The organism is Sphingobium xenophagum NBRC 107872, assembly GCF_000367345.1.
Taxonomy (GTDB): Bacteria; Pseudomonadota; Alphaproteobacteria; order Sphingomonadales; family Sphingomonadaceae; genus Sphingobium; species Sphingobium xenophagum.
The window spans coordinates 192,183-206,348 of record NZ_BARE01000007.1 but is presented as its reverse complement, the minus strand read 5'-3'; the positions used below and the strand labels follow the sequence as shown (position 1 = coordinate 206,348).

Below are 14,166 nucleotides of genomic sequence, written 5' to 3'. Positions count from 1 at the left end.
GAAGCGTGCCCCGAACAGAGACCACGCGCAGACATGCGCGGCGATTTAGGGAGCGCTCAACCGATAGTCAATCAAGGCGGATACGATCAGCAGCTGTTATCGCGGCGTGATTTTCGTCTCGGTAGTCGTTTCGACATGAACCTTGATCGCGTTGCCCTCGGCATCCAGCACCGGGGTGGGACGATTCCGCGTCGTCATAACTTCGCACGGGTCAACCACACGGGACAATGATGCTACATAGGTCGCATTCCCAAGATTTTCCACGATTTTGCAGTTTTCAACGACGCCTTCCTCGTCCACGTCAAATGCCAAGCTCAGACGCTTGTGTTGATCAGTCAGTCGCACAGCGTGGTTTTGCGGGATGCGCCAAGTGATCATGCCGGAGTAAACGCCCGGAACAATCACGCCTTTTGCATTTGTTGCAGGCTTGAATCGTGCTCGCTGCTTGAGGATCGTGCATGTCGTTTCGTCAAGAACTTCCGACCCGCTTCCAACTGTGATTGCGCAATCGGCAACCCGTCCGTCCAGTCCGATACCCAGTTTAAAGCCTGCCTTGCCTTCTGTGCCGTCCAGATTAGCGGCGACTGGATAATCTTCGTCGCTGAACCAACTGCCGGGATTGGCCAATGGTTCTGCTTTTGCGACCTTTTCTTTGCTGTCTTTGGCTGACACGGCCATTGGCAGGGCAACGGCAATTAATCCGGCGCTCAGCGCGCACGAAAGCGTCCTCATCAAGATACTCCAAAACATGCTTGTCCAATCGCGCAGTCCGCTTAAAGACATGCCGACTTTCTACAAAGTGAGACAGAATGCAACGCTCCCCCCTCGCCCCCGCCGCCTTTCCGGCCCTGCCTCCGATCGCAGGCGTGACGCTGCGTCGCGCCCGTGCCGGATACAAGGCGTGGGAGCGGTGCGACCTCACCTATGTCGAACTCGACGCAGGCACTGCGGTCGCTGGCGTGACGACGCAGAGCAAATGCCCCTCCCCCGAAGTCGAATGGTGCCGGGATGCCATTCCGCTGGGGTCGGCGCGCGCGCTCGTCGTCAATGCGGGCAATGCCAATGCTTTCACTGGCCATCGCGGTCGCGCGGCGGTGGAGGCGATCGCGGCCAAGGTCGCCAATCACCTTTCCTGCCAGCCCTCGGACATATTCGTCTCCTCGACCGGGGTGATCGGCGTGCCCTTGCCCATCGACAAGGCAGAGGCCGGCCTTGAAGCGGCCTTTGCCGCCGCCCCCTGCGGCTGGGAAGATGCGGCCAACAGCATCGGCACGACCGACACCTTCGCCAAGGGCGCCCATGTCTCCGCCATGATTGGGGAAACGCGGGTCGATCTGGTCGGCATCATCAAGGGGTCGGGCATGATCGCGCCGGATATGGCGACGATGCTCGGCTATATCTTCACCAATGCCGCCATCGACCCGGCGCTGCTGCAATCCATGCTCTCGGCCGCCAACACCCGCAGCTTTTCCTGCATCACGGTCGACAGCGATACGTCGACCAGCGATACGGTGCTGGCCTTCGCCACCGGTAAGGCAGGCAACGCCCCGCTCACTAGCATGGATGATACAGGCGCCGACGCCTTTGCCGCCGCGCTGGCCGATCTGTGCCGCCAACTCGCCCATCTCGTCGTGCGCGATGGCGAAGGCGCGACCAAATTTGTCGAGATCAGTGTCGAGGGCGCAACCAGCGACGACAGCGCGCGCAGGATCGCCCTGTCGATCGCCAACTCGCCGTTGGTCAAGACGGCGATTGCGGGTGAGGACGCCAATTGGGGCCGTGTCGTCATGGCGATCGGCAAGGCTGGCGAACCGGCTGATCGCGACCTGCTCTCCATCCGTTTCGGCGCGACTCAGGTGGCGACCGGGGGCCTGGCGGTGGCGGGTTATGACGAAGCGCCGGTTGCCGCGCATCTGAAGGGACAGGACATCGTTATCGGCGTCGACCTGGGGCTGGGCGAGGGGCGCGCGACGGTGTGGACCTGTGACCTCACCCATGGCTATATTTCGATCAACGCGGACTATCGCAGCTGATGCTGGAGCTGCATGCCCCGGTCGTCGCGCTGATGCGCGATGTGGCCCGCAATGTCGTGATGCCCCGCTACCAGAATCTGGCGAGCAGCGAGATCAGTGAAAAGGCGGACGCCGACGATCTGGTCACCATCGCGGACAAGGAAAGCGAAATCAGGCTGGCCGAGGGGCTGGCCGCGATCCTGCCCGAAGCAGGCATTATCGGGGAGGAAGCCTGCGCCGCCGACCCTTCGATACTCGACCGGGCGGGCGATGGTCTCAACTGGATCATCGACCCGATCGACGGCACCGGCAATTTCGCTGCCGGTAAGCCGCCCTTCGGCATCATGATCGCGCTGGCGGATGCCGGGACGACGCTGGCCGGCTGGATTCTCGATCCGATCAGCGGACGGCTGTGCCATGCGATGCTGGGCGGTGGCAGTCATATCGATGATGAACGGGTGCAGGCGCGCGAAAGTGGCGGTGCTTTGCCGATCGCAGCGCTGGCGGTCTATTTCATGACGCCGGACGAGCGCGCCGACATTGCCCTAAGGTCGCAGGACAGGTTCGCGCTGGTCGATATTCCCCGCTGTGCCGCCGAACAATATCCCCGGCTGGTGCTGGGACAGAATGATGTGTCGGTGTTCGCCCGCACCCTGCCATGGGACCATGCGGCGGGCACATTGTTTCTGAACGAAGCGGGCGGCTGCTGTCAGCGGCTCGATGGGACCGCCTATGTCGTGGGCGACATGCGCCGGGGTCTGCTCGGTGCATCCTCGCCAAGGCTGTGGGACATGGCGGCGGAACTGCTGTTTCGCTGATCGTCCGGGCGTCGTATCCGTTACGACGCCCGGACCACCTGATCAGAGGGCGCCTTCGATCCAGCTCTTGAGCGCGCTCTTGGGCGCTGCGCCAACCTTGGTCGCCGCCGGTTCGCCATTTTTGAACAGGATCATCGTCGGGATGCCGCGCACGCCATATTGACCCGGCGCGTCGGGATTTTCGTCGATATTGACCTTGGCGATCGTCAGCTTGTCACCCAGTTCGTCGGAGATTTCCTCCAGCGCCGGGCCGATCATCTTGCACGGGCCGCACCATTCGGCCCAGAAATCGACAAGCACGGGCTTGTCGGAATCGATCACGTCAGCCTTGAAGCTGCTGTCGGTAACTGCCTTGGTGGCCATGACTATAATCTCCTTGTCTTGAAGCGGTATCTAGGGCGTGCACGCATCCGGCTCAACGGGTCAGAGCGGCAAATTCTCCTGCGCGGCAACAAAGCCCGGCTTGTGCGCTGCCAGCAGGGCGGGCGGCAGGGTGATGAGGCGCGCGGCACTGGTGTAAAGCAGTCCCGCTTCGATCGTCCGGTCGGGGAAGATGACGGCCAGCGCGGCGGCATAGGCGGCCATCTGACGGACATGCGCCGTGGGCACCTCTTCCACGCCGATCGGCGCGATCCGTCCGGTCTTGAAGTCCACCAACTGGATGCGATCCGGGCCAACACACAGCCGGTCCACGGTCCCGGCGATCACCGCTTCGCCAACCACCGCCGCTATAGGCGCCTCGGCGAGCGCATCGGGGCTGAACAGGTCGGCAAAACCGGGCGCTTCGATCACCTGTAGCGCCTGCGCGACAAGATCCTGCCGAACCGCTGCATCGTCCGCCCCCTGCTGGAGCAGCCAGCGGTCGGCGGCGTCCCGGCGACGTTCAGGCTCGACACCTGGCAACCGTTCGAACAGGGCATGGAGCCATCGCCCTCGCTCCGCAGCCGCGCGCATCGCGGGCGTCGGTGGTGGGTAAGGCACGTCGTCCTCGACCGGCGCGGACGGGGCGAGCGGACGCGGCGGGCGCGCTTCCACTGGCGCGGGCCGACGCAGCCAGTCGGGTATGTCGGCGGCGACTTGTTCCTGCGGGGCTTCCGGCTCTGCCTTCCGCGATGGCAAATCCTGCGTCCCCAGCCAGCGCCGCCTTGCGCCCCATAGCGGGTCCGCCTCCCATTCCGCGCCCAGCGAAGCCATCGCGCCTTCCACCGCCGCGAACCAGCTTTCAGCCTTCACTTCGCCCTTCGCCCTTGGTCCCAGCGATCCGGCGACGATCAGTTTTTCCTCTGCGCGCGTCAGGGCGACATAGAGCAGCCGCCAATGCTCCTCCCGCTCGACGGCGGCGGCCTGCTCGGCCACCTCGCCGATCGGCCCCTGCCGCTCCGGTTTGCGCGGGGCAAGGATGGGCAGGCCATTCCACAGCAGCGCATCCGCGCGATTGCCCGCATCGGGATCAAGGCAGGCATCCGCCAATATGACGACGGGCGCCTGCAAACCCTTGGCGCCGTGCACCGTCAGCAGGCGCAGCATGTCGCCCTGCGCCGCCGCATCGCGCACGATGTCGACTTCGCCCCGGTCGAACCAGTCGATGAAGCGCTGGAGCGAGGGATGGTCGTCACTCTCGAACGCCAGCGCCGCGTTGAGCAGTTCCTCGATCGGATCGACCGCTTCCGCTCCCAGCCGTTCGATCAGGCGGCGGCGGCCATCCATCGGCCCCGACAATATCCCCTCCAGATAGCGATAGGGCGTCGTCAGGTCCGCGACCGCCAGCAAATCGCGCAGGGGTTTGAGCGTTTCCTCGTCCTGTGTCTGGAGCAGGTGCCGCCACAGCCCGGTCTTGCGCCCGATCAGCCGGTGCATCAGTTCGTCCTGGGTCCAGCCGATCAGCGGCGAAACCAATAGCGACGCCATGTTCAGCTCGTCGTCGGGTTGCACCGCAAAGCGCAGCGCCGCCAGCAGATCGCGCACCGCCAGCGGCGCATTGAGCCGTAGCCGGTCGATCCCGGCAACCGCCACCTTCTCCTCATAAAGCCGCGCCACGATCAGCCGGGCCAGTTCGCTGCGGCGACGGACCAGGATCATGATGTCCCCTGCCCGCACCGGACGCCCCCGGCTTTCGAGCATCACCCCGTCGTCGATCCACTGCCTGATCTGTTGCGCGATCTTCTGCGCCAGCACCCGCTCCTGATCGGCGGCCCAATCCTCCTCGCCCTCAGCCTCGCCGGACAGGTTGGCGACGACCGGCTTCCACAGCAGCACTTCGCCCGGATGCCGGTTGGCGCTGATATGATGGACGTCGCCCGCCTCCAGCCCTAGCCGATCGGCGCGCAGGGTCGAAATGGTGCGATCCACCACGTCCAGCACCGCCGGGGTCGAGCGGAAGCTCTGGTCGAGGGACAGGTTGTGGAAATCGTGGCCGCTATTGTCGGCATCCCGCTGGAACAGGATTTGCGCCGCTGCGAAATTGGCCGGGCTGGTCCCTTGAAAGCCGAAAATGGCTTGCTTGAAATCGCCGACGGTGAAGATTGTCCGCACCTTGTCGCCCGGCTGCCACTCGCTTGCGAAAAATTCCTCCGCCAGCGTCCTTACGATGCGCCATTGGGCGGCGTTGGTATCCTGCGCCTCGTCCACCAATATATGGTCGATCCGCTGGTCCAGCTTGTAACGGATCCATTCCGCAATCCCGTCCTGCTCCAGCAGCGCGGCGGCGCGGGCGATCAGGTCGTCGAAATCCACAGCACCGGCCAGTTGCTTGGCCTGCGCATAGGCCCGGGCATAGGCCCGCCCGGCATGGAGCGCCTGCCCCAGCAGCGCCGCATAATCGGCGCGCAGCTTCATCGCGATCAGCTCGGCGCAGCGGTCGTAGAGCCGGGTCGCCATTTCGGCATAGCCATCGACCGGCGGCACCCACCCTTTCGTCAGCATGATCTCGCCATCCGCCTTGGCCCAGGCGCGATGCAGGTCGGACAGGGTGGCGGCCCGACCCGCCGGATCAAGCGCGCGCCAGGCGGCAATCCGGTCGCACCGTTCCAGCCCGCGGCTCTTGCCCCATTGCACATTCACCTGCACGATCTGGTCGAGCGTACGAACATCGAAGCTTGCGTCCGCGCATTGGTCGGCCAGCCATTGGTCGATGTCGCCCTCCGGCAGGCCAAGTTCGGCCATGACCCACGGGGTGATCGCATCGGGCAGATATTCCAGTGCGTCGCCCTTCGCCGCGCACCGCAGAAGATAGTTTTCCGCCCCACCCTCGCCCAGCCGCAGGCTGATCGCCTGCAAGGCCGCGAACAGTGCATCGTCGCCGGTCTCATGCGCGCGCACCACCATGTCTGCCAGCGTCTGCCGGGCGAGATTGGTCTGTTCGCGCTGGTCGAGCGGCCTGAAGCCCGGCGTCAGCTCCGCCTCCAGCGGAAAGGCGGTCAGCAATTGCTGGCAAAAGCCATGGATCGTCTGGATACGCAGCCCGCCGCCGGTCGACTCCAGCACCTCGGCAAACAACCGCCGCGCGAAATCGCGCGCTTCCGGCCCGGACTCCTCGCCCAGCGCCTCCAGATCGGCGAACAGCCTCTTGTCGTCCATCTGCACCCAGGCGGCGAGCCGGTCATGGATGCGATCGGCCATTTCCGCCGCGCCGGCCTTGGTAAAGGTCAGGCACAATATATTTTCCGGCCGCACCCCTTGCAGCAGCAGGCGGAACACGCGTGCGGTAAGCACATGGGTCTTGCCGGTCCCTGCCGACGCCGACAGCCAGACATGCGCGTCCGGTGCGGCGGCGCGGGCCTGGTTGCCCTGCAAGGGTTGCAGCGCCTTAGCCATCGTCGCGGCCATACCATTCCTCCAGCCGCATCAGCTGGTCATAGTCGCCATAATTGGCGACTTCGGGGTTGATTTCCGCACGGAAGGGCGCCGTCCCCAGCAGGAAGGCCTGCGCCAGTTCCTCAAACTGTTGATGGACCCTGGCGGTAAACTGGTCCGTGACGATCTTGTTGCGCGCGCCCATCGGATCGACCGGGCTTTCGCGATAGCCGAACTGATCGCCCTTCTTGGCGAGCGACCAATATTCAAAGCCGCCTGCGGTCCTCTTCCCCGTAATGCCGTCAAATCCGCCATTCTCGGCGATTACGCCCAGCAGCCCCAATTGCAGCGCAAAGCCCGCCTTCACCTGCGCCGCGCTGGGCGGCTTGCCGGTCTTGTAATCGATAATGCCCAGCGTGCCGTCGGGCAGGCGGTCGATCCTGTCCGCCTTGCCCATCAGCGTCACCTCGGCAATGTCTGCGCGCCCTTCCTTTTCTACGGCAAGGATGGTGCGTCCTTCCGCCTTGTCGCGCACCACTTCCGCCGCGATCCATCGGATCGCTTCGATCAGGCGCGGCTGCCACAGCGCGCGCAGCAGCGGATGGACCTCTGGCCGGTCGAACATGGCGCGGGCGCGCGCTTCCAGATCGGCGGGGTCCAGTATCCCGGCCTCCGCCCACTGCTGCAGGATGTCATGCACCGCCGTCCCGCGCCAGGCGGGTCCGGCATCGGCATCGACCGGGTCAAGCCGTGCGAGCCGCAGTATGCGCCGGGCGTAGAATGCGAAAGGATCGGCCTTCAGCCGGTCCACATCGGTGACGGGAATGACGGTTGGGCGAACCGATGCGGGCGGCGCGGGAGCGGGGCGGCCAACAGGGTTATGGATAGCGGGCGTATCGAGGGCGCGCGCCAGCACAGCATAGCTATCTGCCACTTTCCATTGCGGCCCGGCCATAGCCTTCAGCCGCAACCAGAGCCGCGACGCCACCGCCGGGCCACCACTCCCGCGTTTCGCGCGCGTGATCAGAACATGGGGCGCACCCAGCGCGCTGGCGAAATCATGCGCCGCCAGGCCAATGCGCGTCTCCACCCCCGGCAAGCCCAGTTCCCGCCGGATACGCGGCGCCAGCCACGGATCGGGCGCAGGCAGGCCGGGCCATGTGCCTTCGTTCAGGCCGCCCAATATCATCAGGTCCGCCTGTACCAGCTGCGCCTCGATCAACCCCAATATCGCAATGCGCGGGTGGCCACCCTGCGGCGGACGCACCGACACGCCGCCCAGCACATGATCGAGCAGCATCGGCAGCGCGCGCATGTCAGCCTGGCGCGGACCTTCATCGGCGGCGGCCTCCATCTCGGCGAACAGATCGGCGGCGGCATGCCCCTGATGCCCCGCCCAGACGGCGTCCCCCGTCAGCGCCCCCGCCTGCTCGCGGATCGCCGCCAATTGCGTGGCAAGATCGGTTGCGACAGCAAAGGCCCGTTCCAACGGTTCCAGCAAGGCGCGCGGGGCGGGCCACCAGTCGCGCACCTGTCCGCGTATAGTCCGCTGGCGATCATCATCGCGCGGCATCAGCAGCAGGTCGATCCCCGCCAGTCCCGCCTGCGGCCTTGGCCCGCGCAACAGCAGGTCGAGCGCGCGCACACCCTCCAGCCATGCCAGCCGCCCTTCGCCCCGCATGACCAGCGGATGTTTGAGCAATGTCAGCAGCGGGACCGGCGCGAACCGCTCCGCCACCGCCTGCGCTATCGCGATCAGCAAGGTGCCGGGCGGCAGGCGTGAAAGCGGCAAGCCCGCCGAATCGTCCGCCTCTATGCCCCAGCGCTTGAGATGCGCAGACACGCGCGTCGCCAGTTGCCGGTCAGGTGTCACCAGCGCGGCGGTGCGCTTCTCCGTCTCCAGCACCTCGCGCAGCGCGATGGCGATGGCCTGCGCTTCCTCACCCGGCGTCGCCACTTCGAGCGCAGCGACCCCCGCCAGCGAACGGTCTGCGGTCTTCAGGTCGCGCCAGCGACTGGTGAGCCGGGGCGGCAGCATCGCGTTGGAGATATTGCGCCCGCGCACCGCCCGCGCATCATGCTCGCTGCCCCAGCGCCATTGCGCCACATCGTCACGGGTCGCGCTCATGGCGTGGAGCAGCCGTTTCAGCGCATATTGCGGATGGCTTTCATGCCCGGCGGGGGCCAGGCCGGTGACGGGATCGGGATCGAAGGGGCCGATCGCCTGCCACGCTTCGTCGTCCATATGCTGGTCCAGCCCGGCGAACACGACCATGCCGCCCGGCATCTCGCCTATCCGGCGCAACAGCCCTGCGACCGCCGGAGCCGTCGACGCAATGCCCGCCGCCACGACAAAGCCCGGCGGCGGATGATCCCGCCAGCGCGCCGCCAGCCGGTCGAACAGCTGGTTGCGCCGCTCGGTCAGGTCCATGCAGCCCAGCCGCGCCAGTTCATCGGGCCAGCGGGCGATCACGATCTCGAACAGATGGAGCGACGTTTGCCAGTGTCGCGACAATTCGTCGGACAGGCTGATGTCGCGCAGCGCCGTGACTGGTACCCGCTCCACCTGCATCTGATCCAGCACCGCGCCCAGCGCCTGCCCCAGTTGCAGCGCCTGCCCCGCGTCAATATCGCCCTTCACCTGCTGCACCATCCGCGCCAGGATCATCTGGCGGCGCATCGGTGCAATCGCCGGGGGCAGCGCGTCCCCCTCCCCCAACGGATCGAGCGCGCTGCCGACCTGCTCGCCAATATCCGGGTCGCCGATGGCCGCCAGACGCGGCAGCAACAGCCCCCCGCCCGACGCGCGCACGAACGCATCGCTGACCGCGCGGACCGCGCGATTGCTGGGCAGCAGGATCATGCCCTGCGCCAACGCCATCGGATCGCCGCCATGGCGCGCCAACAGGCCCGCAACCAGCGCATCGGAAAAGGCGCGGTGCGCCGGGATGGAAAATAGCGCGGGGCGCGTGCGATCACCCATGGGTGATCATGGATTCCACGACAGGAATGGCTTTGGGCGTACCGACGTCGAACCACAGGCCCTGATGCGAAACGCCATAGAGCCGTCCCGCCTCGATCGCCCGGTCCCAGAAAATATTGGTCGAAAATACGTCACCGGGCGGATCGCGCAGCAGCGCGGGCGACATGATCTGTACGCCGGTAAAGACGAATGGCGCGACATGGGCCGTCTTGCGCCGCGTCAGCCGACCGCTGGCGTCCATATGAAAATCGCCCTGGCCAGTATGGCAGTGCGCGCGCGCGAGCGGTACCAGCAGCAGCAGCGCATCCATCCTGTCCGGGTTCCAGATGCGCTGCATCATTCCCAGCGTTTCCTGTGGCCCGTCGATCCACAGATTGTCGCTATTGGCGCAGAAAAAGGGCTTGTCGCCCAGCAGCGGCGCGGCATGGATCAGGCCGCCGCCGGTTTCGAGCAATTTGGCGCGCTCATCGGAGACGGCAAATGCCATGCCGCCCTTGCGCGTGCGCAAATGCGCCTCGACCGTGTCGGCGAGATAATGGACATTGACGATCACCTTGCGGATGCCGCCAGCCTCCAGCCGGTCGAGCGCATGGTCCATCAGCGGCTTGCCCGCCACCTTGACCAGCGGCTTTGGCCGGGTGGCGGTGAGCGGACGCATCCGCTTGCCAAGCCCCGCCGCCATCAACATCGCTGTGTCGATCATGCCGGGGCGAACTCCACCAGCGCCCTATGGCGTTGATCTGCCGGTATGTTGGCGGCGAACCATTGCGCCACCGGTTCCAGCGCCGGGTGCGCCAGATCGCGCTCCAGCAAATCCCACATGCGCGGCAGGAAGCTGAGATAACGCGGCTTGCCGTCGCGCTGCCAAAGGCGGGTGAAGATGCCGATAATCTTGGCGTTCCGCTGCGCGCCCAGCACGGCATAGGCGGCATCGAAATCGGGCGGCGGCGCGGCGATCGCCTTGTAGCGCGCCAGCATCGCTGCCTCGATCTGCGGCGGCACATCGCGACGCGCATCCTGTAACAGCGACACCAGATCATAGGCGGGATGCCCGGCAAGCGCGTCCTGAAAATCGAGCAGGCCCAGGCCGTGCGACGTCGCCCGGTCGATCAGCATGATATTTTCTGCATGATAATCGCGCAGCACAGTGACGGTCGGGCTGGCGGACTGTTCGACGATCGGCAGCACCGCATCCCATGCCGCGACATAGGCGTCCTGATCGACCGCCAGGCCGATCGCCGGGCAATACCATTGTGTCAGCAAATCGACTTCGCGCTGATAGACCGCGCGGTCATAGGGCGGCACGGGCGCTGCGGGCAAACGGTGGAGGTCCGCCAGCAAATCGATCGCGCGGCCATAGACCGCAAGCTCCGCGTCCGGCTGATCGTCCAGATGCTCCTTGACCCGCAGATCGCCGAAGTCCTCGATCAGAACCAGCCCCTCTTCCAGATCGCGGGCCAATATCCGTGGCGCGGCAAAGCCGTCCGCCAGCAGATGTTCTGCGATGGCGATGAAGGGGCGCGGATCTTCATGCGGCGGTGGCGCATCCATCAGCACCGCGCGGCGTCCGCCGTCGACGACGCGGAAATAGCGGCGGAAGGATGCATCGCCAGCCAGTGGCACGATGGCGGCGTCGCCCCATCCGGCTTGGCCAAGGAAAGCGGGCGCGGCGGCCGGGGGGATCATATCTGTGACCATCGCTCCGTCCAAGCGTCGGGCACGTCCGCTGTCAAGCGCCGAGCGCCATCCCCTTCGATCGCAATGCTCAAACGCAGCGCATGCGGCCATAGCCGCGCACCCAGCCGGTCAGGCCATTCAACTATCAGCAGACTGTCCATCAGATAGTCGCCCAGCGCCAGTTCCTCCGTATCCTCCGGCGTGTCGAGCCGATAGAGGTCGACATGGGCGACCGGCAATCGCACTTCCGGCACATCATAGGGCTGCACGATCGCAAAGCTGGGACTGGGCGCTTCGCCCGCCAATCCCAACGCTTCCAATATACCGCGCGCCAGCGTCGTCTTGCCCGCCCCAAGCCCGCCTTCGAGCGCAATGACATCGCCGATTCGCACATGGGTGGCGATGCGATGGCCAAGGTCCAGCATCGCAGCTTCATCGGCCAGATACAGCGCCACGTCAGCCACGGGGCAACTCGATCACCACCATCGTCCCCTGACCCGGCTGCGACACCAGTTCCAGCGTCCCGCCATGAGCCTGCGCCAACTGGCGGGCGAGCGGCAAGCCGATCCCGGCCTTGCCCCCGCTACGTGCCTGTCGGGCGCGGGCTGCCGGATCGAACAGCAATTTCTGCTGCGCCGCCGGGATGCCGGGTCCATTGTCGGAAATGACGATCCGGGCACGATCAGCACCACCATCGCCATGCAGCAGTACGCGGGCGCTCCTGCCGCCATAACATATGGCATTTTCGAGCAAATGATCGATCGCCTGCCCGATCCGGCGTGCGTCCCCCTCCACCTGACCCAGGCTGGGGTCGATCGTGACGGCCAGGTCTATCCCCTTGGCGTTAGCGTCGGCGCGGACACGATCGGCACTCGCACGGGCAACCGCCGCCAGATCGACGGGCGCGCGATCGATCGGCAACGTCCCCGCCTCGCCCTGCGTCAGGTCCAGCACATTGTCGATCAGCATGGACAGGCGGCCTGTGCTTTGCAGTATGCCATCGACATAGTCCTTGGCCGATGCGCTGAGTTCCCCGGCATAGCCCGCGCTCATCATCTCGGCGAAGCCGGCGATGGTGGTCAGCGGCGTACGCAGTTCGTAGCTCATATTGGTGACGAAGGCGGTCTTGACTTCATCGGCCTGTTCCAGCGCCACATTGCGGTCGCGCAGCACCTGTTCGACGCGGCGGCTGTCGGTCACGTCCAGCATGGTGAAAAGCGCATTGCCATCGGGCAACGGGATGGCGGCAAATTCGAAGGTCCGCCCGTCAGCAAAGCCGACATGGCCGATCCGCTGCTTGCGTTCGACCGTCGCCGCGCGGACAAGTTCGCGCACCAGATTGGACTGTTGCGGCTTGGCCAGCCGTTCCTGCACCGCGCGCATCAGGTCATCTATGCGCGGATGGGTCGCCAGCATTTCCTCATCCGCGCCCCACACCGTGCGGAACCGGCTGTTCCACATCTGAAGGCGACCGTCGGACGAAAAGACGCCGATCGATTCGAACAGATTGTCGAACGTCGCCGTCCGTACGCGCAGCAGCGTATCGCGCGCGCTCGAAAGCTGCACCTGCTCGGTCCGGTCCTCGAAGATCAGCAGCAGGCCGCCATCGGGAAGAGGCTGGGCATAGACACGCAAATGGGTGCCATCCTGCAGCAGCCAGTTTTCCTCGACCGGATCGGGGGACAGGAACCAGTCGCGCCGTTCGCCGCGCCATGCCGGAAAGTCGCGATGTTCCGGCAGGCGGCGTGCGTCGCGCATCTGGTCCAGCACCCGTTCGAACAGGGGGGCATCGGCCAGTTGGTCCTGATGCAGGCCGAACAGGCTGATGAAGGGCTGGTTCCAGAAGCGGAGCGCCCGATCCGGGCCAAATCTGGCGACGCCTGCGGACAGGCGATCGAGCAAGTCGCGCTGCGCTGCCTCCAGACGGCGATGTTCGACCCGTGCCTGTTCCAGTTGATGCTGGTCGACGGCATAGCCCGCTACGCCCGCCTCGCCCAGCGGCACGTCGACAACGCGCATGGTGCGCCGCTCGCCGTCGATCGTCGCGGGGACCATGCGTTCGATTGGCTCACCGCGCGCCAATGCGTCGGCGGCGGCGGCCTGCGGCGTCAGGCCGCCCACCGCCTCGACCAGTTCGACGCCGCTGCCGATCACTTCGCGGGCGTCGGCACCATCGACTGCGCGGACATAGGCGCTGTTGACCAGGCTCAGGCGCAGGTCCGGGGTGCGGTGCCACATCGGGAAGGGTGCAGCCTCGACCAGACCCGCCAGCGCTTCCAGCGCATCGCGCAACTGGTCGACCTGGCCTTTGAGCGCCTGGATTTCGGACTGGCTGTCGGTCGCGTCGAATATCCACAGTACGACGCCACCGTTTGACGCCAGGCCGGGCGATGCAGGTGCGCCGCGGACCAGCAGCAGGCGTGACGACCCGACACCGCGCACCGGCAGGGCAAAGCTCTTGCCCGCCTTTTGCGCAGACGCGATTTCGCGCGCCAACGCTGCGGCATCGTCGGGTTCCAATCCCCCGTCGGCAGCGATCAGTTCAGATGCAAAGGTCGGGACACGGGGCTTGCCCAGCCATTTGGCGAGACGATCAGCCGCTTCCAGCTTGCCATCAGGGTGAATGACCACCGGGGCGGCCGGTGCGGAAGCGAGCAGCATGGCAAGGCGATCGAGCTTGCCCTGCGCCTGCATCCCCTCCCGGCGCATCCGCTGTCCGCTGGCCAGCGCCCACACTGCGGCGCCCAGCCACAGGGCCAGCACGATGCCCAATATGATGGCGGCCATGGGGGTCAGCGTCATTGCGCCCTCTGCTCCCATTTCCGCCGAAACTGCGTGTCGCTGTTCATAATCATGCCCGGACTAACGCAAGTCGGGCGCAGCG

General features: G+C 65.8%; 10 protein-coding genes. 2 read left to right on the top strand and 8 right to left on the bottom strand.

Translation table 11 applies throughout. The annotated features are described in order from the left end of the window. Positions 1-96: 96 nt before the first annotated feature. Complete coding sequence (locus SX1_RS23480) at positions 97-732, bottom strand: energy transducer TonB (RefSeq protein WP_157410109.1); 636 nt, start codon at positions 730-732, stop codon at positions 97-99. A 77-nt stretch (positions 733-809) separates the two neighbouring features. Here SX1_RS23480 and argJ point away from each other — a divergent pair, with 77 nt between their 5' ends. Further along, entirely contained in the window at positions 810-2,033 is a 1,224-nt protein-coding gene (gene argJ / locus SX1_RS04715) for a bifunctional glutamate N-acetyltransferase/amino-acid acetyltransferase ArgJ (RefSeq protein WP_019052133.1), read from the top strand. Beyond that, complete coding sequence (locus SX1_RS04710) at positions 2,030-2,830, top strand: inositol monophosphatase family protein (RefSeq protein WP_167383154.1); 801 nt, start codon at positions 2,030-2,032, stop codon at positions 2,828-2,830. The genes argJ and SX1_RS04710 overlap by 4 nt, the downstream gene beginning before the upstream one ends. A 42-nt stretch (positions 2,831-2,872) precedes the next feature. Here SX1_RS04710 and trxA read toward each other — a convergent pair whose 3' ends face one another. Genes trxA through SX1_RS04675 form a run of 7 tightly spaced genes read right to left on the bottom strand, consistent with a single transcriptional unit; the run spans position 2,873 to position 14,084 of the window. Then, positions 2,873-3,193 (bottom strand): thioredoxin TrxA, encoded by a 321-nt coding sequence (gene trxA / locus SX1_RS04705; RefSeq protein WP_017184405.1) that lies wholly within the window; start codon positions 3,191-3,193, stop codon positions 2,873-2,875. A gap of 60 nt (positions 3,194-3,253) precedes the next feature. After that, a complete protein-coding gene (addA, locus tag SX1_RS04700) occupies positions 3,254-6,655 on the bottom strand; it encodes a double-strand break repair helicase AddA (RefSeq protein ID WP_019052132.1) in 3,402 nt (1,133 codons plus the stop codon). Further along, entirely contained in the window at positions 6,636-9,605 is a 2,970-nt protein-coding gene (addB, locus tag SX1_RS04695) for a double-strand break repair protein AddB (protein WP_019052131.1), read from the bottom strand. The genes addA and addB overlap by 20 nt, the downstream gene beginning before the upstream one ends. Continuing rightward, positions 9,598-10,308, bottom strand: coding sequence for a nucleotidyltransferase family protein (locus tag SX1_RS04690; protein ID WP_019052130.1), 711 nt, complete (start codon positions 10,306-10,308; stop codon positions 9,598-9,600). The genes addB and SX1_RS04690 overlap by 8 nt, the downstream gene beginning before the upstream one ends. Further along, positions 10,305-11,291, bottom strand: a complete 987-nt coding sequence (locus SX1_RS04685; protein ID WP_019052129.1) for an aminoglycoside phosphotransferase family protein — start codon at positions 11,289-11,291, stop codon at positions 10,305-10,307. The genes SX1_RS04690 and SX1_RS04685 overlap by 4 nt, the downstream gene beginning before the upstream one ends. Next, positions 11,288-11,746, bottom strand: coding sequence for a tRNA (adenosine(37)-N6)-threonylcarbamoyltransferase complex ATPase subunit type 1 TsaE (tsaE, locus tag SX1_RS04680; protein WP_017184410.1), 459 nt, complete (start codon positions 11,744-11,746; stop codon positions 11,288-11,290). The genes SX1_RS04685 and tsaE overlap by 4 nt, the downstream gene beginning before the upstream one ends. Further along, the gene (locus SX1_RS04675) at positions 11,739-14,084 is read right to left on the bottom strand and encodes a sensor histidine kinase (RefSeq protein ID WP_019052128.1); all 2,346 of its coding nucleotides are present in this window, start codon (positions 14,082-14,084) and stop codon (positions 11,739-11,741) included. The genes tsaE and SX1_RS04675 overlap by 8 nt, the downstream gene beginning before the upstream one ends. Positions 14,085-14,166: the final 82 nt, after the last annotated feature.